Raw genomic sequence first — 19,326 nt, forward strand, 5'->3', positions numbered from 1 at the left:
CGAGCCTGGGCATGCCCCAGCTGCCCGCGCCCGACTTCCCGGCCGACGTCCGGGCCCGGCTGGAGGCGGACGCCAAGGACGTCATCTCCCGCTACCCCGACAGCCGCTCCGCGCTGCTGCCGCTGCTGCACCTCGTGCAGTCGGAAGAAGGACACGTCACCCGCACCGGGATGCGCTTCTGCGCCGAGATGCTGGACCTGACCACGGCCGAGGTCACAGCGGTGGCCACCTTCTACACGATGTACCGGCGCAAGCCCTCCGGCGACTACCAGGTCGGCGTCTGCACCAACACCCTGTGCGCGGTGATGGGCGGGGACGCCATCTTCGACGAGCTCAAGCGCCATCTCGGCGTCGGCAACGACGAGACGACCGCCGACGGCAAGGTCACCCTCGAACACATCGAGTGCAACGCCGCCTGCGACTTCGCGCCCGTGGTGATGGTCAACTGGGAGTTCTTCGACAACCAGACCCCCGAGTCGGCCAAGCGCCTCGTCGACGACCTGCGCGCGGGCAGGCCGGTGGAGCCGACCCGGGGCGCGCCCCTGTGCACCTACAAGGAGACGGCCCGGATCCTGGCCGGCTTCCCCGACGAGCGTCCCGGCGCCGTCGCGGCGAGCGGGGGCGCGGGCCCGGCCTCGCTGGTGGGGCTGCGCCTGGCCCGTGGCGAGGCCCCGCACGCGCGCGTGGTCCACCCCCGTGGCGAGGGGCCCCGCGAGGAAGGCACCGGTAAAGCAGCCCCGCGCGATGAACCCCAGCCCGGTTCCCAGCACTTGAGCTCGCATGCCCCCCCGTCACCCGACCACCGCCCCTCAACGAGTCCCTCCGGGACACCGAACACCTCGCACCAGACCTCTGCGTCCGACCCCGCGCACCCGGCGGGCCCGGTCGACGAGGAGGGGGAGTGATGACCTTGGCAGCCGAACTGAGTGGGAACGGGAACGGAAGCAGCTCCGAGAAGCTGCTGGCACCCGTGCTGTCGGCCTTCTGGGACCAGCCCGAATCCTGGACCCTGGAGACCTACCGTCGGCACGACGGCTATGAGGGGCTGCGCAAGGCGCTGGCCATGTCACCGGACGACCTCATCGCGTATGTGAAGGACTCCGGTCTGCGCGGCCGGGGCGGCGCGGGGTTCCCCACGGGCATGAAGTGGCAGTTCATCCCGCAGGGCGATGGCAAGCCGCACTATCTAGTTGTCAACGCCGACGAGTCGGAGCCCGGGACCTGCAAGGACATCCCGCTCCTGTTCGCCAACCCGCATAGCCTCATCGAGGGCATGGTGATCGCCTGTTACGCGATCAGGTCGTCGCATGCGTTCATCTATCTGCGCGGGGAAGTCGTCCCCGTACTGCGGAGGCTGCACGAGGCCGTGCGGGAGGCCTACGCGGCGGGCTACCTCGGCAAGGACATCCTCGGCAGCGGCGTCGACCTCGACATCACGGTGCACGCGGGCGCGGGCGCGTACATCTGTGGTGAGGAGACCGCCCTGCTGGACTCCTTGGAAGGCCGTCGCGGTCAGCCCCGGCTGCGTCCCCCTTTCCCCGCGGTCGCCGGTCTCTACGCGTGCCCCACTGTTGTCAACAACGTCGAGTCCATCGCCAGCGTTCCCGCGATCCTGAATCGCGGAAAAGACTGGTTCAAGTCGATGGGAAGCGAGAAGTCCCCGGGCTTCACGCTGTATTCGCTCAGCGGGCACGTCGCCAACCCCGGCCAGTTCGAGGCCCCGCTCGGCATCACGCTGCGCCAGCTCCTCGACATGAGCGGCGGGATGCGCCCGGGCCACCGGCTCAAGTTCTGGACCCCGGGCGGCTCTTCGACCCCGATGTTCACCGACGAGCACCTGGACGTGCCGCTGGACTACGAGGGCGTCGGCGCGGCCGGCTCGATGCTGGGCACCAAGGCGCTGCAGTGCTTCGACGAGACGACCTGCGTGGTGCGGGCGGTCACCCGCTGGACCGAGTTCTACGCCCACGAGTCCTGCGGCAAGTGCACGCCGTGCCGCGAAGGCACGTACTGGCTGGTGCAGTTGCTGCGCGACATCGAGGCGGGCAAGGGCGCGATGGGCGACCTCGACAAGCTCAACGACATCGCCGACAACATCAACGGCAAGTCGTTCTGCGCGCTCGGCGACGGCGCGGCCGCCCCTATCTTCTCCTCGCTCAAGTACTTCCGCGAGGAGTACGAGCAGCACATCAACGGCAAGGGCTGCCCCTTCGACCCGGCCAGGTCGACCCTGTGGGCCGACGGCCCCCACCGCACCACGGAGGTGAACGCATGACGGTGACCACTGGCGCTCCCTCCGGCGGCTCAGAGGCGGCGGTGCCGCCCGAGGACCTGGTCTCGCTGACCATCGACGGCATCGAGATCAGCGTCCCCAAGGGCACGCTGGTGATCCGGGCCGCCGAGAAGCTGGGCATCGAGATCCCCCGGTTCTGCGACCACCCGCTGCTCGACCCGGTCGGCGCCTGCCGCCAGTGCATCGTGGAGGTGGAGGGCCAGCGCAAGCCGATGGCGTCCTGCACCATCACCTGCACCGACGGCATGGTGGTGAAGTCGCAGCTGACCTCGCCGGTCGCCGAGAAGTCCCAGCGCGGGGTGATGGAGCTGCTGCTCATCAACCACCCGCTGGACTGCCCGGTCTGCGACAAGGGCGGCGAGTGCCCGCTGCAGAACCAGTCGATGCAGGTCGGCGACCCGGACACACGCTTCGAGGGCCACAAGCGCACCTACGAGAAGCCGGTGCCGATCTCCACACAGGTGCTGCTCGACCGCGAGCGGTGCGTGCTGTGCGCGCGGTGCACCCGGTTCTCCGAGCAGATCGCGGGCGACCCGATGATCGAGCTCCTGGAGCGCGGCGCGCTCCAGCAGGTCGGCACCGGCGAGGGCGACCCGTTCGAGTCGTACTTCTCCGGGAACACCATCCAGATCTGCCCGGTCGGCGCGCTGACCTCGGCGGCCTACCGGTTCCGCTCCCGCCCGTTCGACCTGGTGTCCTCGCCGTCGGTGTGCGAGCACTGCGCGGGCGGCTGCGCGACCCGTACCGACCACCGGCGCGGCAAGGTGATGCGGCGGCTCGCGGCCAACGATCCCGAGGTCAACGAGGAATGGCTGTGCGACAAGGGCCGGTTCGCCTTCCGGTACGCCCAGCAGCCCAACCGTCTGACGACACCTCTGATCCGCGAGGCCGACGGTGAGCTGAGGCCCGCCTCCTGGCCCGAGGCGCTGGAGGCGGCCGCGGCCGGGCTGATGGCGGCCCGGGGCCGGGCCGGGGTGCTCACGGGCGGGCGGCTGACCGTCGAGGACTCCTACGCGTACGCCAAGTTCGCGCGGATCGCCCTCGACACCAACGACATCGACTTCCGCGCGCGCGTGCACTCCGCCGAGGAGGCCGACTTCCTGGCGGCCAGGGTCGCCGGGCGCGGCCACCTCACCGGCGAGGGCGTCACGTACACCGCGCTGGAGAAGGCGCCGGCGGTGCTGCTCGTCGGATTCGAGGCCGAGGAGGAGGCGCCGGGCGTCTTCCTGCGGCTGCGCAAGGCCTGGCGCAAGCACGGCCAGCGCACCTACTCGCTCGCCACCCACCTCACCCGGGGCCTGGAGAAGGCGGGCGGCACGCTGCTGCCCGCGGCCCCCGGCACCGAGACCGAGTGGCTGGACGCGCTGGCGGGCGGGGTCGGCCTGGACGGGGACGGCTCGGCCGCCGCCGAGGCGCTGCGCGCCACCGGCTCCGTCATCGTCGTCGGCGAACGGCTCGCGGCCGTTCCCGGCGCGCTGACCGCCGCCGTCCGCACGGCGGCCGCGACCGGCGCGGAGCTGGCGTGGATCCCGCGCCGGGCCGGTGAGCGGGGCGCGATCGAGGCGGGCGCGCTCGCGGCGCTGCTGCCGGGCGGGCGCCCGGCGACCGATCCACGCGCGCGTGAGGAGGTCGCCGCCGTCTGGGGCGTACGCGAACTCCCGCACCGCTTCGGCCGGGACACCAGCCAGATCGTGGAGGCCGCGGCCACCGGGGAGCTCGGGGCGCTGCTCGTCGCGGGCGTCGACCCGGCCGATCTGCCGGACGCGGCACGCGCGCGTGAAGCGCTCGCCGGGGCGTTCGTGGTCTCCCTGGAGCTGCGCCCGAGCGCGGTCACCGAGCACGCGGACGTGGTCTTCCCGGTCGCGGCCGTCGCCGAGAAGTCCGGCTTCTTCCTCAACTGGGAGGGCCGGGCCCGGATGTTCGAGGCCGCGCTCAAGCCCGAGCAGATGACCCGGCGCCTGGCGCCCACCGACGCGCGCGTGCTGCACATGCTGGCGGACGCCATGGACGTGCACTTCGCGCTCCCGGACAACCGCTCCGCGCGCGCGGAGCTGCAGCGCCTGGGCCACTGGGACGGGCCGCGCGCCACCGAACCTCTGGAGGCCCGCCCGTCACCCGGGCACCACCCCTCGTCGACAGGCTTCGCCTGGCCCCAACAACCGTCCCTTCCCCGGCCCGCCGAGGGCGAGGCGGTCCTCGCGGGCCACCGGCTGCTGCTCGACCGGGGCACCCTCCAGGAGGGCGACGAGGCGCTGGCCGGGACCCGGCACGCGGCCGTCGCCCGGCTCTCGGCGGCGACGGCGGCCGAGACCGGCGTCAAGGACGGCGACCTCCTTGAGGTGAGCGGCGGCGCGGGCGCGCTCCGGCTGCCGCTGAAGGTCACCGAGATGCCCGACCGGGTGGTGTGGCTGCCGCTCAACTCGACCGGCGCCGGCGTCCTCGCGGACACGGGCGCGGTCCCGGGCCAGGTCGTCCGTATCGGCCCGGCGGCGCAGGACGCCGCCACCGCCGCACCGGAGGTGCAGCCGTGACCGACTTCCCCGTCCGCCCCGCGGCACCGGGCGCCGCCGTCCACGTACCGGAGGTGCGAGCGTGACCCCGACCTTCCTCGCGGCCGAGGACCTCTCGATGTTCGGCCGCGACCCCTGGTGGCTCATCGCCCTCAAGGCCGTGTTCTGCTTCGCGTTCCTGATGGTGACCGTGCTGTTCTCGATCGTGTGGGAGCGCAAGGTCGTCGCCTGGATGCAGTTGCGCATCGGCCCCAACCGGCATGGGCCGTGGGGCATGCTCCAGTCGCTCGCCGACGGCATCAAGCTGATGCTGAAGGAAGACGTCGTCGTCAAGCGGGCCGACAAGGTGGTCTACGTCCTGGCCCCGATCGTCGCCGCGATCCCGGCCTTCATGGCCATCGCCGTGATCCCCTTCGGGCCGGCCGGCAACGAGGTGTCGATCTTCGGGCACCGCACCACGATGCAGCTGACCGACCTGCCGATCGCGATGCTCTACATCCTCGCGTGCGCCTCGGTCGGCATCTACGGGATCGTGCTCGCGGGCTGGTCGTCCGGCTCGACGTACCCGCTGCTCGGCGGGCTCCGCTCATGCGCGCAGATGATCTCTTACGAGATCGCGATGGGCGCGGCCTTCGCCTCGGTCTTCCTCTACTCGGGCTCGATGTCGACCTCGGAGATCGTCGCCCAGCAGCACGACCGCTGGTACATCATCCTGCTGCCGGTCTCCTTCATCATCTACGTCGTCACCATGGTGGGCGAGACCAACCGCGCCCCGTTCGACATGCCGGAGTCCGAGGGCGACCTGGTCGGCGGTTTCAACACCGAGTACTCGTCGATCAAGTTCGCGCTCTTCATGCTGGCCGAGTACGTCAACATGGTCACCGTCTCGGCGGTGTCGACCACCCTCTTCCTGGGCGGCTGGCGGGCCCCGTGGCCCATCAGCACCTTCTGGGAGGGCGCCAACCACGGCTGGTGGCCGATGCTCTGGTTCGTCATCAAGGTCCAGCTGCTGCTCTTCTTCTTCATCTGGCTGCGCGGCACGCTGCCCCGTGTCCGCTACGACCAGCTGATGAAGCTCGGCTGGAAGGTCCTCATCCCGGTCTCGGTCGTCTGGCTGATGCTGGTCGCGACCGTGCGGGCGCTGCGCAACGAAGGCCACGACTTCTCCAAGATCGTGCTGTACGTCGGGGGCGCGGTCGTCGCCGTCCTGCTGATCTCCCTGGTCGCCGATGTCTTCCGGGGCCGCAAGGCCGAGGAACCGGCGGAGGAGCCCGCCGCCTTCGACCCGATGGCGGGCGGATTCCCGGTGCCACCACTGCCCGGACAGACCCTTCCGCCGGTGCCGAGGCGACGCCCGCGCCATCAGCGGGAGCTCGTTGTCAGTGGTGGGTCGGATACTGAGAGTGACCGTGACGGAAGGGAGGACGAGGGTGTCTAAGTCATCGGAACCGGCGGAGACTTCGGGGGAGCCCGGGGCTTCGTCCGAGGGCAAGTTCCTGAACCCGGTGGCCGGCTTCGGCGTGACCTTCAAGGCCATGTTCAGGAAGCGGCTGACCGAGCAGTACCCGGAACAGCAGAAGACCACGGCCCCCCGCTTCCACGGGCGCCACCAGCTGAACCGGCATCCGGACGGCCTGGAGAAGTGTGTCGGCTGCGAGTTGTGCGCCTGGGCCTGTCCGGCCGACGCGATCTATGTGGAGGGCGCGGACAACAAGGACGAGGAGCGCTACTCGCCGGGCGAGCGGTACGGCATCGTCTACCAGATCAACTACGCCCGCTGCATCCTGTGCGGGCTGTGTATCGAGGCGTGCCCCACGCGCGCGCTGACGATGACCAACGAGTTCGAACTGGCCGACACCAGCCGCGCGAACCTGATCTACACCAAGGAGCAGCTGCTCGCCGGGCTCGAAGAGGGCATGGTCGACTCGCCGCACGCCATCTACCCGGGCATGACGGAGGGCGACTACTACCGGGGCCTGGTCACCGAGGCCGCGCCCGGCACGGTCCGCCAGGTCGCCGTCTCCAGGGGCGAGCAGCCGCCCACCGCCGAGCACCCCGCGAACGGGGAGCAGCCCGAGGAGGTGGACGCGTGATGCAGCTCGCCGTCTCCGCCACCACCACCTCCACCGGGGAGGCCTTCCAGTTCTGGGTGCTGGGCACGGTCGCCGTCATCGGCGCGCTGGGCACCGTACTGATGAAGAAGGCCGTGCACAGCGCGCTGTCGCTGGCCGGGACGATGATCGTCCTGGCGGTCTTCTACCTGGCCAACGGGGCGTACTTCCTGGGCATCGTCCAGGTCGTCGTCTACACCGGCGCGATCATGATGCTCTTCCTCTTCGTCGTCATGCTGGTCGGCGTCACCGCCGCCGACTCGCTGAAGGAGACCATCAAGGGGCAGCGGATCTGGGCCGCGGTCTGCGGGCTCGGCTTCGGCGTCCTCCTGATCTCGGGCCTCGCCAACGCCTCCCTGAAGCACTTCGACGGCCTCTCCCAGGCCAACTCGGGCGGCAACGTGGAGGGTCTGGCCACCCTCATCTTCACCAAGTACGTGTTCGCCTTCGAGATCACCGGCGCCCTGCTGATCACCTCGGCGGTCGGCGCGATGGTGCTCACGCACCGCGAGCGCACCGAGCGCGCCAAGACCCAGCGTGAGCGCTCCGAGCAGCGCGTGCGCGAGGGCAGGCACCTGCCGCCGCTGCCCGCCCCTGGCGTCTACGCCCGGCACAACGCGGTGGACGTCGCGGGCCTGCTGCCCGACGGCAGCACCTCCGAGCTCACCGTCAACCAGACGCTGCGCGGCCGGGGCCAGATCCGCGATGTGTCCAGCGAGGCGCTGAGCGACCTCAAGGCGCTGGAGCAGCGCTCCGCCGAGCGTCTTGGCCGGGAAGAGGAGGCCACGAAGTGAACCCCGTCAACTACCTCTATCTGTCCGCCCTGTTGTTCACCATCGGCGCGGCCGGGGTGCTGATCAGGCGGAACGCGATCGTGGTCTTCATGTGCGTCGAGCTGATGCTCAACGCCTGCAACCTCGCGTTCGTGGTCTTCTCCCGGCTGCACGGCAACCTCGACGGCCAGATCATCGCGTTCTTCACGATGGTCGTCGCCGCCGCGGAAGTCGTCGTCGGGCTCGCGATCATCGTGTCGCTCTTCCGTTCCCGCCACTCGGCCTCGGTCGACGACGCCAGCCTGATGAAGCTGTAAGGGGTCGCTGAATCGTGGAGAACCTGATTGCGCTGCTCATCGCGGCGCCTCTGCTCGGAGCGGCCGTACTGCTGTGCGGCGGGCGTCGGCTCGACGCCGTGGGGCACTGGCTGGGCACGCTGCTCGCGGCCGTGTCGTTCGGCCTCGGCGTCGCGCTCTTCGTCGACATGCTCGGCCGCTCCACCGACAGCCGGGCGGTGCACAAGCACCTGTTCAGCTGGGTCCCGGTGGAGGGCTTCCAGGCCGACGTCGGCTTCCAGCTCGACCAGCTGTCGATGACGTTCGTCCTGCTGATCACGGGTGTGGGCACGCTGATCCACCTGTACTCGGTCGGCTACATGGAGCACGACGAGAACCGCCGCCGCTTCTTCGGCTATCTCAACCTGTTCCTCGCGGCGATGCTGCTGCTGGTCCTGGCCGACAACTACCTCCTTCTGTACGTCGGTTGGGAGGGCGTCGGTCTGGCGTCCTACCTGCTCATCGGCTTCTGGCAGCACAAGCCGAGCGCGGCGACGGCCGCCAAGAAGGCGTTCCTGGTCAACCGGGTCGGCGACATGGGCCTCTCGATCGCCATCATGGTCATGTTCACCACCTGGGGCTCCTTCGCCTTCTCGACCGTCTTCAACCAGGTCGGCGAGACCGGCTGGGGCCGCAACACCGCCGTCGGGGTGATGCTGCTGCTGGCCGCGTGCGGCAAGTCGGCGCAGGTGCCGCTGCAGTCCTGGCTCGGCGACGCGATGGAGGGCCCGACCCCCGTCTCGGCCCTGATCCACGCGGCGACGATGGTGACCGCGGGCGTCTACCTCATCACCCGGTCCGGCGTGATCTTCAACGCGGTGCCGAACACCCAGACGGTGGTGGTGATCGTCGGCGCGGTCACGCTCCTGTTCGGTGCGATCGTCGGTTGCGCGAAGGACGACATCAAGAAGGCGTTGGCCGGCTCGACCATGTCGCAGATCGGCTACATGATCCTCGCCACCGGCCTCGGCCCCATCGGCTACGCCTTCGCGATCATGCACCTGGTCACCCACGGCTTCTTCAAGGCCGGGCTCTTCCTCGGCGCGGGCTCCGTGATGCACGGCATGAACGACGAGGTCGACATGCGCAAGTACGGCGGCCTCCGTAAGTACATGCCGGTCACCTTCGTGACCTTCGGTCTCGGCTACCTCGCCATCATCGGCTTCCCGGGCCTGTCCGGCTTCTGGTCCAAGGACAAGATCATCGAGGCGGCGTTCGCCAAGGGCGGCACCGAGGGCTGGATCCTCGGCGCGGTGACCCTGCTCGGCGCGGCCATCACCGCGTACTACATGACGCGCGTGATGCTGATGACCTTCTTCGGCGAGAAGCGCTGGAACGAGGACGAGGTGCATCCGCACGAGTCGCCGCGCACCATGACGCTGCCGATGATCGTGCTGGCCTTCGGATCGGTCTTCGCGGGCGGCCTGTTCAGCATCAACGAGTCGTTCGTGAAGTGGCTGGAGCCGGTCACCAGCCTCTCCCACGGCGACTCGCCCGTCAGCGCCGGCGTGGTCACCGCGGCGACGACGGTGGTGCTTTTGATCGGCGTCGGCATCGCGTACGCGCAGTACGGCCGCAGGCCGGTCCCGGCCGTCGCCCCGCGCGGCTCGCTGCTCACCCGGGCCGCCCGCCGCGACCTCCTCCAGGACGACTTCAACCATGTGGTCCTGGTCCGCGGTGGCGAGCACCTGACGCGCTCGCTGGTGTACGTCGACCACACCCTGGTCGACGGAGTGGTCAACGGAACCGCCGCGGGGGTCGGCGGTCTTTCGGGCCGGCTGCGCAGGCTGCAGAACGGCTTCGCCCGCAGTTACGCGGTCTCCATGTTCGGAGGTGCGGCGGTGCTCATCGCCGCGACCCTGCTGATGAGGGCGGTGTAAGACATGTCGTTCCCCCTCCTTACCGCGACGGCGGCGCTGCCGGCGGTCGGCGCGATCGCCACCGCCGCCGTCCCGGCCGAGCGGCGCACCGCGGCCAAGTGGCTGGCGCTGCTGGTCTCGGTCGGCACGCTCGCGCTGGGCGCGGCCCAGCTCGTACGGTTCGAGCCGGGCGGCGACCGGTACCAGCTGACCGAGTCGCACGCCTGGATCAAGGACTTCGGAGTCCGCTACGAACTGGGCGTGGACGGCATCGGGGTGGCGCTGATCGCGCTCACCGCACTGCTGATCCCGTTCATCATCGCGGCGGGCTGGCACGACGCCGACCCCCTGGAGACGCACAGCAGCCGCTGGCGGCCCACCCAGGGCTTCTTCGCCCTGATCCTCGCCGTCGAGGCGATGGTGATCCTCTCCTTCGAGGCCACCGACGTCTTCCTCTTCTACATCCTGTTCGAAGCCATGCTGATCCCGATGTACTTCCTCATCGGCGGCTTCGGCGACCGCGCCCATCAGCACGGCGACGAGGCGGCGGCCACCCAACGGTCGTACGCGGCGGTCAAGTTCCTGCTGTACAACCTGGTCGGCGGTCTGATCATGCTGGCGGCGGTGATCGGCCTCTATGTGGTCGCCGGGACGTTCTCGCTGGACGAGATCGCGGCAGCGCGCGCGAACGGCTCGCTCGACATGGCGACCAACACCGAGCGGCTGCTGTTCCTCGGCTTCTTCTTCGCCTTCGCGGTGAAGGCCCCGCTGTGGCCGCTGCACACCTGGCTGCCGAACGCGATGGGCGAGGCGACCGCCCCGGTCGCCGTGCTGATCACGGCGGTCGTCGACAAGGTCGGCACCTTCGCGATGCTCCGCTTCTGCCTCCAGCTCTTCCCCGACGCGTCGAAGTGGGCGACGCCGGTGATCCTGGTCCTCGCCGTGATCAGCATCATCTACGGGGCGCTGCTCGCGGTCGGCCAGCGGGACATCAAGCGCCTGGTGGCGTACGCGTCGATCTCGCACTTCGGGTTCATCGTCATGGGCATCTTCGCGATGACCACCCAGGGCCAGTCGGGCGCCACGCTCTACATGGTCAACCACGGGATCTCGACAGCCGCGCTGATGCTGGTGGCGGGCTTCCTGATCTCGCGCCGCGGTTCGCGTCTGATCTCGGACTACGGCGGGGTGCAGAAGGTGGCGCCACTGCTCGCGGGCACGTTCCTGGTGGGCGGTCTGGCCACCCTCTCGCTGCCGGGGCTCGCGCCCTTCGTCAGTGAATTCCTGGTCCTGGTGGGCACGTTCAGCCGCTATCCGGCGATCGGCGTCATCGCCACCCTGGGCATCGTGCTGGCCGCGCTGTACGTCCTGGTCCTCTACCAGCGGACGATGACGGGCCCGGTCAAGGCCGAGGTGCAGGGCATGCCGGACCTGAAGGTCCGTGAACTCCTGGTGGTCGCCCCGCTGATCGCGCTCCTGGTCTTCCTGGGCGTCTACCCGAAGCCGCTCACCGACATCGTCAACCCGGCGGTGGGCCACACCATGTCCGACGTACACAAGAAGGACCCCAAGCCCGTGGTGGAGGCGGCCCAGTGAGCACAGCAACAGCTGTCCACAGCCTGTGGACGACGGCGGCCGACGGCAAGGTGCACAAGATCCCGGCGCCGCACATCGAGTACGCGCAGCTGGCGCCCACGCTCATTGTGGTCGGCGCGGCCGTCCTCGGCGTACTGGTCGAGGCGTTCGTCCCGCGCAAGAGCCGTTACTACGTCCAGGTGTTCCTCGCCGTCGTCGCTCTCGCCGCCGCCTTCGCCGCGGTCGTGGCGCTGGCGGCCGGCGGATACGGCACGACCAAGGCGCACATCGCGGCGATGGGCGCGATCGCGGTCGACGGCCCGGCGCTCTTCCTCCAGGGCACCATTCTCCTCGCCTCGATCGTCGCGATCTTCACCTTCGCCGAGCGCCGCCTCGACCCCGAGGCGCACGGCAACCGGGTGGACTCGTTCGCCGCGCAGGCCGCCTCCGTACCGGGCAGCGACAGCGAACAGGCCGCGGTGAAAGCCGGGTTCACGACCACCGAGGTCTTCCCGCTCGCGCTCTTCGCGATCTCCGGGATGCTGGTCTTCCCGGCGGCGAACGACCTGCTGACGCTCTTCGTGGCGCTTGAGGTCTTCTCTCTCCCGCTGTACCTGCTGTGCGCGCTGGCCCGCCGCAAGCGGCTGATGTCGCAGGAAGCGGCGGTGAAGTACTTCCTGCTCGGCGCGTTCTCGTCGGCGTTCCTGCTGTTCGGCATCGCGCTCCTGTACGGCTACGCGGGATCCGTGCAGTACGCGACGATCGCCGACGTCGTCGACGGCACGGTCCGGACGGTGGACCCGGCGCTGGCGGGCACCATGGGCAATGACGCGCTGCTGCTCATCGGCGGCGCGATGATCCTCATGGGGCTGCTCTTCAAGGTCGGCGCGGTGCCGTTCCACATGTGGACGCCCGACGTCTACCAGGGCGCGCCGACCCCGGTGACCGGCTTCATGGCGGCCGCCACCAAGGTCGCGGCCTTCGGCGCGCTGCTGCGGCTGCTGTATGTGGTGCTGCCCGGGATGCGCTGGGACTGGCGGCCGGTGATGTGGGGCGTCGCGATCATCACCATGCTGGGCGGCGCGGTCGTCGCGATCACCCAGACCGACATCAAGCGCCTCCTCGCGTACTCCTCGATCGCGCACGCCGGGTTCATCCTGGCCGGTGTGATCGCGACCAACGCGGACGGCATCTCGTCGGTGCTGTTCTACCTGGGCGCGTACTCGTTCGTGACGATCGGTGCCTTCGCGGTCGTCACGCTGGTACGGGACGCGGGCGGCGAGGCGACGCACCTGTCCAAGTGGGCGGGGCTCGGGCGGCGGTCACCGCTGGTGGCGGCGGCGTTCGCGGTCTTCCTGCTGGCCTTCGCGGGCATCCCGCTGACCTCCGGGTTCTCCGGGAAGTTCGCCGTCTTCAAGGCGGCTGCGGAGGGCGGCGCGGGCGCGCTGGTCGTGGTCGGTGTGGTCTCGTCGGCGGTCGCCGCGTTCTTCTACATCCGGGTGATCGTGCTGATGTTCTTCAGCGAGCCGAAGGCGGACGGGCCGACCGTGGCGGTGCCGTCGGTGCTGACGACGACGGCGATCGGGGTCGGCGTCGCGGTGACGCTGGTCCTCGGTGTGGCGCCGCAGTACTTCCTGGACCTGGCGAGCCAGGCGGGGGTCTTCGTGCGGTAACCGGTCGAGCGGTACGGAAAGGCCCCGGCGCGGGTGTGCGGCGCCGGGGCCTTTCCGTGTCGTGGCCCGTGTCGCGGCCCGCGCTGGTGTTGACGCGGTGCCGCACTGCCTGTGGATAACTTTGCATCCACTCTGACCTGGTGTTTTGTGCCCGATCGGGGGTGATCTGACGCGACGGCGGCAGGGGGTGTCGGCCCGGGCCCCTATCGTGGCAGGGGTGGCGGAGTTACGAGGACGACGGTGGGGGAGAGCGCGATGAACGGGACGGACGGGACGGTCGAGATGGCGGGCGAGGCGGCGGCCGGAGCGGGGGCCCAGGCGGGCCCGGCGGTGGTCGAGAGCGACGCGCTGCGGACGCTGCGGCGGGTTTTCGGGTACGAGAGCTTCCGTGGTGACCAGGGCGCGGTCATCGAGCACGTGGTGGCCGGCGGGGACGCCGTGGTGCTCATGCCGACCGGTGCCGGAAAGTCGCTCTGCTACCAGATCCCGGCCCTGGTCAGACCCGGTACGGGAGTCGTGGTCTCGCCGCTGATCGCGCTTATGCAGGACCAGGTGGACGCGCTGCGCGCGCTGGGCGTGCGCGCCGGGTTCATCAACTCCACGCAGGACTTCGACGAGCGCCGCACGGTGGAGGCGGAGCTGCTCGCGGGCGAGCTCGACCTGCTCTACCTCGCCCCCGAGCGGCTGCGCGTGGAAGCCACCCTCGATCTGCTCTCCCGGGCCAAGATCTCGGTCTTCGCGATCGACGAGGCGCACTGCGTGGCGCAGTGGGGCCACGACTTCCGCCCCGACTACCTGGCGCTCTCGCTGCTGGGCGAGCGCTGGCCGGACGTGCCGCGCATCGCGCTGACGGCGACGGCCACGCGGGTCACCCACCGGGAGATCACCGACCGGCTCGTCATGCCGCACGCGCGCCACTTCGAGGCGAGCTTCGACCGGCCGAACATCCAGTACCGGATCGTGCCGAAGAACGACCCCAAGAAGCAGCTGCTCACCTTCCTGAAGGAGGAGCACGAGGGCGACGCGGGCATCGTGTACTGCCTGTCCCGGGCGTCGGTGGAGAAGACCGCCCAGTACCTGTGCGACAACGGGGTGGCGGCGGTGCCGTACCACGCCGGTCTGGACTCGGGGACGCGCGCGGTGCACCAGTCGCGCTTCCTGCGGGAGGACGGCCTCGTCGTGGTGGCGACCATCGCGTTCGGCATGGGCATCGACAAGCCGGACGTACGGTTCGTGGCCCACCTCGACCTGCCCAAGTCCGTCGAGGGCTACTACCAGGAGACCGGCCGCGCGGGCCGTGACGGGCTGCCGTCCACGGCGTGGATGGCGTACGGGCTGCAGGACGTGGTCCAGCAGCGCAAGCTGATCCAGGGCGGCGAGGGCGACGAGGCGTTCCGGCGCCGGGCCGCCTCCCACCTCGACGCGATGCTGGCGCTCTGCGAGACGGCCGACTGCCGCCGCGCCCAGCTGCTCGGCTACTTCGGCCAGGAGGCGACCGCCGAGCACTGCGGCAACTGCGACACCTGCCTGAACCCGCCGGAGACATGGGACGGCACGGTCGCGGCGCAGAAGCTGCTGTCCACGATCGTCCGCCTGGAGCGCGAGCGGCGCCAGAAGTTCGGGGCGGGCCAGGTCATCGACATCCTGCTCGGCCGCAAGACGGCCAAGGTCATCCAGTTCGACCATGACGCGCTGTCCGTCTTCGGCATCGGTGAAGAGCTCTCCGAGGCCCAATGGCGGGGCGTGGTGCGGCAGTTGCTGGCCCAGGGGCTGGTCGCGGTGGAGGGGGAGTACGGGACGCTGGTCCTGACGGAGACGAGCGGGGAGGTCCTGGGGCGCCAGCGCGAGGTCAGGTTGCGCTCGGAACCGGCGAAGCCGGAGCGCGCGCCCCGCGCACGGGGCGCCGTCAAGGCGAAGGCGGCCCCGGCCGACTTCCCGCAGGAGGCGGCCCCGCTTTTCGAGGCGCTGCGCGCCTGGCGGGCCGCGCAGGCCCGCGAGCAGGGCGTCCCGGCGTATGTGATCTTCCACGACGCGACCCTGCGGGAGATCGCGGTCGCCCGCCCCGGCTCGGTGGAGGAGCTGGGCACGATCGCCGGAGTGGGCGAGAAGAAGCTGGCGACGTACGGGGAGGGCGTGCTGGAGGTGCTGGGGGAGCAGGAGTAGCAGGGGGGCGCCGGTCGGCGCCCCCCTCGTGCGGCTCTTGAGCCTGGGCGATGCGGCTAGGCCTGCACGATGCGGCCCGTCACCTCTCCGAGGCCCACGCGCACCCCGTCCGCGCCCGGTGCCCACGCCGTCATCGTGACGACGTCGCCGTCCTCCAGGAACGCGCGCTTGCCGTCGGCCAGTTCCACCGGCTCCGTACCGTTCCAGGTGAGTTCGAGCAGCGAGCCGCGCTGGTCGCGCTCGGGGCCGCTGACCGTGCCCGAGCCGAACACGTCGCCTGTGCGCAGCGACGCCCCGTTCACCGTCATGTGGGCGAGTTGCTGGGCGGCGGTCCAGTACATGCCCGCGAACGGCGGCTCGGCCACCAGCTGCCCGTTGATCGCGACGGCGATGCGGATGTCGAAGCCGCCCGGCACCTCGGCGTCCGCGTCGTCGAGGTAGGGCAGGAGCGGGAAGTCACGCGCCGGCGGCGCCACCCGGGCCGCCGACAGGGCCTCCAGCGGGGTGACCCACGCCGATACGGAGGTGGCGAACGACTTGCCCAGGAACGGGCCCAGCGGCACGTACTCCCACGCTTGGATGTCCCGCGCCGACCAGTCGTTCAGCAGGAAGAGGCCGAAGACGTGGTCGTCGAAGGCGCCGAGCTCCACCGGCCGGCCGAGCTCGGACGGGGTGCCGACCACGAAGCCTACCTCGGCCTCGATGTCCAGCTTCACCGACGGCCCGAAGACCGGCGCGGGGTCGCTCGGCGCCTTGCGCTGGCCGTGCGGACGCACGACGTCGGTCCCGGAGACCACGATCGTGCCCGACCGGCCGTGGTAACCGATGGGCAGATGCTTCCAGTTGGGGGTGAGCGCGTCCCCGTCCGGACGGAAGATGCGGCCCACGTTGGTGGCGTGGTGCTCGCTCGCGTAGAAGTCCACGTAGTCGGAGACCTCGTACGGCAGGTGCAGGGTGACCGTGTCCAGCGGGTGCAGCAGGGGCTCTATGTCGGGCCGATGGGCCGGGACCGTCACCCACGCGGTGAGCGCCCGCCGCACATCGCGCCAGGCCGTGCGCCCGGCCGCCAGCAGCAGATTGAGCGTCGGCTGGGCGAGCAGCGCCGCGTACGGGGAGCCGAGCGCGTGCGCGGCGGCCCCCGCGTCCAGGACGTGGTCGCCGAGGCGGACGCCGACCCGGCGGTGGTCGGGCGCGTCGAGGGTGGAGAAGACGCCGTACGGAAGGTTGTGCGGGCCGAAGGGGTCGCCTTCGACCAGGTCGAGCGGGCTCTGCTCGGACATCTGTGCCTGCCTCGCTTTCCACGGGTGTGGAGGACACGTTACGTCGGCGATGGTTGCGTAGGCAGTGTCTAAAGAGTTCGTAATGTCCGGAAACTCCGCGTCCGGAAGGAGCGATTCCCCCTTACCTTCCTTGCCGGGACACAAACGCGGCGAGGGGGCCGCGCGTCCCGAGGGGGGACAGGTGGCGAGCAGTAATGCGCTGTTCACGGCCGACCGGACCGTGCCCGCACTGATCGTGAAGATCGGGAACTATCCGCTGCACCACGGCGGTGTCGGAGCCATTCGCAGTCTCGGCAGGCTCGGCGTGCCGATGTACGCGATCACCGAGGACCGCTGGACCCCGGCGGCCCACTCCCGCTATCTGCGGCGGGCCTTCGCCTGGCCCACCACCGGCCGCGAGGACCCGGACGCGCTGGTCGAAGGGCTGCTGCGGATCGGCCGCCGGATCGGCCGGCCGGCCGTGCTCGTGCCGACCGACGAAGAGGCGGCGGTGCTGATCGCCGAGCATCAGAAAGAGCTCGCCGACAGCTTCCTGTTCCCGGCCGTGTCCCCGGAGTTGCCCCGCAGGCTCGCCAGCAAGCAGGGCCTGCACGAGCTGTGCGTGGAGCACGGGGTGCCCTCGCCCGCGGCCGCCTTTCCCGACACGTACGACGACGTCGAGGACTTCGCGCGGCACGCCCGCTTCCCGGTGGTCGCCAAGAACCGCGAGGCGTTCGTGCGGCGCGAGCGGCCCGCCGTGCGCGGCACCACCCGGGTCGAGAACGCCGCGCATCTGCTGGCGCTCGCGCGCCGCTGGGGCGAGCGGCCGGGCGTGATCCTCCAGGAGTATCTGCCGCGCGAGCAGGCCGAGGACTGGATCGTCCACGCCTACTTCGACGAGAACGCGGCGCCGCTCGCGATGTTCACCGGGGTCAAGGTGCGCTCCTGGCCGCCGCACGCCGGGATGACCGCCACCGCGTACGTCGTCGACAACCCCGAACTCGCGCTCCTCGCCGAGCAGTTCGTGAAGCGGATCGGCTTCAGCGGGATCGCCGACCTCGATCTGCGCTTCGACCGGCGCGACGGCCAGTACAAGCTCCTGGACTTCAATCCGAGGATGGGCGCCCAGTTCCGCCTCTTCGAGAGCGAGTCGGGCGTCGACGTCGTACGGGCGCAGCATCTGCATCTGACCGGCCGCACGGTCCCCGAGGGCGAGCAGCGCTCCGGGCGGCGCTATGTCGTCGAGAACATCGACCTGCCCGCGCTCATCGCGTATCGCCGCAGCGGCTACACCACCCCGCACGCACCCGCGCGCCCCGCCGGGACGGAACTCGCCTGGCTCGCGCGGGACGACCCCAGGCCCTTCTTCACGATGCTCGCCCGCTTCGTACGCCCGGGGGCCGAGCATCTCTACCAGCTGTGGCGCAGCTCGCGCCACGCCACCGCCCGGGCGCGCTGACTGGAGATGGCACCGAAGCAACACCCTGGGGAGGGACTTCAATGATTCGTCCGGTAGCTGTCATCGGGGCGGGACCCTTCGGTCTGTCCACCGCCGCGCATCTGCGCGGGCGCGGCATCCCCGTCCGCGTCTTCGGCTCGCCGATGGTGAGCTGGCGGGCGCACATGCCCGCGGGCATGGTGCTGAAGTCGACGCCGTCCGCCTCCAGCATCGACGCGCCCCAACCGGGCCATGACCTGGTCGACTTCTGCGCGGATACGGGCGTTCGGCGGTACGAGTCCGACTGGGACCTCATCTCCGGGGCGGACTTCGCGGCGTACGGGCAGTGGTTCGCCCAGCGGCTGCTGCCCGATCTGGAGGAGGTGCGGGTGGTCTCCGTGGACCGCGCCCGGGATGGCCACTTCGAGCTGAAGCTGGACTCGGGCGAGGCGTTCGAGGCGCGCGCGGTGGTGGTCGCGACCGGGCTCGCGGGCCTGGCCCGGATGCCCCGGGAGCTCGCGGCCGCCGTCCCCGACGGCCCGTCCGCCACCGGCCCGATCTCGCACGCCTCCCAGCACGCCGACCTCTCGCGGTTCGCGGGCCGCGAGGTGCTGGTCGTGGGGGCGGGCCAGTCGGCGCTGGAGAACGCGGTGCTGATGGCGGAGGCGGGCGCGAGCGTACGGATCGTGGCGCGGCGGGCCGGGGCGGTCCGCTTCGGCGCGGCCCCCGACCAGCAGCCCCGGCTCAGCCCCGACTCGCCGTTCGGCCGGGCCTGGTCGCTGTACGCCCTCTCGTACCACGCCACCCACTTCCGTCATCTGCCCGCGCCCACCCGCCACTACCTGGTGCGCAAGGTGCTCGGCCCGCTGGGCGCGTGGTGGCTGCGCGACCGGTTCACGGGCCGGGTGGCGGTCACCGACGGCCGCCGGGTGGTCCGCGCGCGCGTCGAGTCCGGCCGCCCGGTGCTGACCCTGAGCGGCGGCACCGGGGCGCAGCGCGAACTCGCCGCCGACCATGTGATGGCCGCGACCGGCTACCGCATGGACGTGGCCGCGCTCGACTACCTCGGCCCGGGCCTGCGCACCCAGCTCACCACCTCGCGCGGGGCGCCGGTCCTGGACGCGGGCTACCGGTCCACGGTCCCGGGTCTCTATTTCACGGGCCTTCCGGCGGCCTCGTCGTTCGGCCCGGTGATGCGGTTCGTGTGCGGTACGCGGTACGCGTCGCCGAGGCTGGCGGCGTCGGTGGCGGCGGGGAACTGACGACGGGCAATTGACGAGGGGCGGCGCGAACCGGGGCGCGTGCGGCCGGACTTCGCGACGACGTGCGCGCCGGGC

The 19,326-nt window shown here is 70.7% G+C and carries 14 protein-coding genes; 13 read left to right on the forward strand and 1 reads right to left on the reverse strand.

Annotated features, from left to right (window positions below; translation table 11 throughout):
* Nucleotides 1-11 precede the first annotated feature (11 nt).
* From nuoE to recQ, 11 genes are all read left to right on the forward strand, one after another.
* On the forward strand, nucleotides 12-905 hold the full coding sequence (gene nuoE / locus ACGFRG_RS31795) for an NADH-quinone oxidoreductase subunit NuoE (RefSeq protein ID WP_393269554.1): 894 nt from the start codon (nucleotides 12-14) through the stop codon (nucleotides 903-905).
* On the forward strand, nucleotides 905-2,275 hold the full coding sequence (nuoF, locus tag ACGFRG_RS31800) for an NADH-quinone oxidoreductase subunit NuoF (protein ID WP_393269510.1): 1,371 nt from the start codon (nucleotides 905-907) through the stop codon (nucleotides 2,273-2,275). Before nuoE ends, nuoF begins: the two co-directional genes overlap by 1 nt.
* Nucleotides 2,272-4,824, forward strand: a complete 2,553-nt coding sequence (locus ACGFRG_RS31805) for an NADH-quinone oxidoreductase subunit G (protein WP_393269513.1) — start codon at nucleotides 2,272-2,274, stop codon at nucleotides 4,822-4,824. The genes nuoF and ACGFRG_RS31805 overlap by 4 nt, the downstream gene beginning before the upstream one ends.
* A gap of 97 nt (nucleotides 4,825-4,921) precedes the next feature.
* Nucleotides 4,922-6,241 (forward strand): NADH-quinone oxidoreductase subunit NuoH, encoded by a 1,320-nt coding sequence (nuoH, locus tag ACGFRG_RS31810; RefSeq protein WP_393269556.1) that lies wholly within the window; start codon nucleotides 4,922-4,924, stop codon nucleotides 6,239-6,241.
* Nucleotides 6,234-6,896: an NADH-quinone oxidoreductase subunit NuoI gene (gene nuoI / locus ACGFRG_RS31815; protein WP_393269517.1), complete on the forward strand. Its 663-nt coding sequence runs from the start codon at nucleotides 6,234-6,236 to the stop codon at nucleotides 6,894-6,896. The genes nuoH and nuoI overlap by 8 nt, the downstream gene beginning before the upstream one ends.
* A complete protein-coding gene (locus ACGFRG_RS31820) occupies nucleotides 6,896-7,708 on the forward strand; it encodes an NADH-quinone oxidoreductase subunit J (protein ID WP_393269559.1) in 813 nt (270 codons plus the stop codon). The genes nuoI and ACGFRG_RS31820 overlap by 1 nt, the downstream gene beginning before the upstream one ends.
* Nucleotides 7,705-8,004 (forward strand): NADH-quinone oxidoreductase subunit NuoK, encoded by a 300-nt coding sequence (gene nuoK / locus ACGFRG_RS31825; RefSeq protein WP_361430914.1) that lies wholly within the window; start codon nucleotides 7,705-7,707, stop codon nucleotides 8,002-8,004. The genes ACGFRG_RS31820 and nuoK overlap by 4 nt, the downstream gene beginning before the upstream one ends.
* Nucleotides 8,005-8,018: 14 nt before the next feature.
* Nucleotides 8,019-9,902, forward strand: coding sequence for an NADH-quinone oxidoreductase subunit L (gene nuoL, locus ACGFRG_RS31830; protein WP_393269520.1), 1,884 nt, complete (start codon nucleotides 8,019-8,021; stop codon nucleotides 9,900-9,902).
* 3 nt (nucleotides 9,903-9,905) lie between these two features.
* Nucleotides 9,906-11,477, forward strand: coding sequence for an NADH-quinone oxidoreductase subunit M (locus ACGFRG_RS31835; RefSeq protein WP_361430912.1), 1,572 nt, complete (start codon nucleotides 9,906-9,908; stop codon nucleotides 11,475-11,477).
* Nucleotides 11,474-13,129, forward strand: a complete 1,656-nt coding sequence (gene nuoN / locus ACGFRG_RS31840; RefSeq protein ID WP_361430911.1) for an NADH-quinone oxidoreductase subunit NuoN — start codon at nucleotides 11,474-11,476, stop codon at nucleotides 13,127-13,129. Before ACGFRG_RS31835 ends, nuoN begins: the two co-directional genes overlap by 4 nt.
* 255 nt (nucleotides 13,130-13,384) lie before the next feature.
* Nucleotides 13,385-15,292 carry a DNA helicase RecQ gene (gene recQ / locus ACGFRG_RS31845; RefSeq protein WP_393269525.1) on the forward strand — a complete coding sequence of 636 codons (1,908 nt, stop codon included), beginning with the start codon at nucleotides 13,385-13,387 and terminating at the stop codon, nucleotides 15,290-15,292.
* Between the two features lie 56 nt (nucleotides 15,293-15,348).
* On the opposite strand, the gene fahA is transcribed toward recQ, so the two are convergent.
* A complete protein-coding gene (gene fahA, locus ACGFRG_RS31850) occupies nucleotides 15,349-16,572 on the reverse strand; it encodes a fumarylacetoacetase (protein WP_393269527.1) in 1,224 nt (407 codons plus the stop codon).
* A gap of 181 nt (nucleotides 16,573-16,753) precedes the next feature.
* Between fahA and ACGFRG_RS31855 the strand changes: the two genes are divergently transcribed.
* Entirely contained in the window at nucleotides 16,754-18,010 is a 1,257-nt protein-coding gene (locus tag ACGFRG_RS31855; protein ID WP_361430909.1) for an ATP-grasp domain-containing protein, read from the forward strand.
* Between the two features lie 41 nt (nucleotides 18,011-18,051).
* Complete coding sequence (locus tag ACGFRG_RS31860) at nucleotides 18,052-19,251, forward strand: NAD(P)-binding domain-containing protein (RefSeq protein ID WP_393269529.1); 1,200 nt, start codon at nucleotides 18,052-18,054, stop codon at nucleotides 19,249-19,251.
* Nucleotides 19,252-19,326 lie beyond the last annotated feature (75 nt).

The organism is Streptomyces sp. NPDC048696 (assembly GCF_043198895.1).
Classification (GTDB): Bacteria; Actinomycetota; Actinomycetes; order Streptomycetales; family Streptomycetaceae; genus Streptomyces.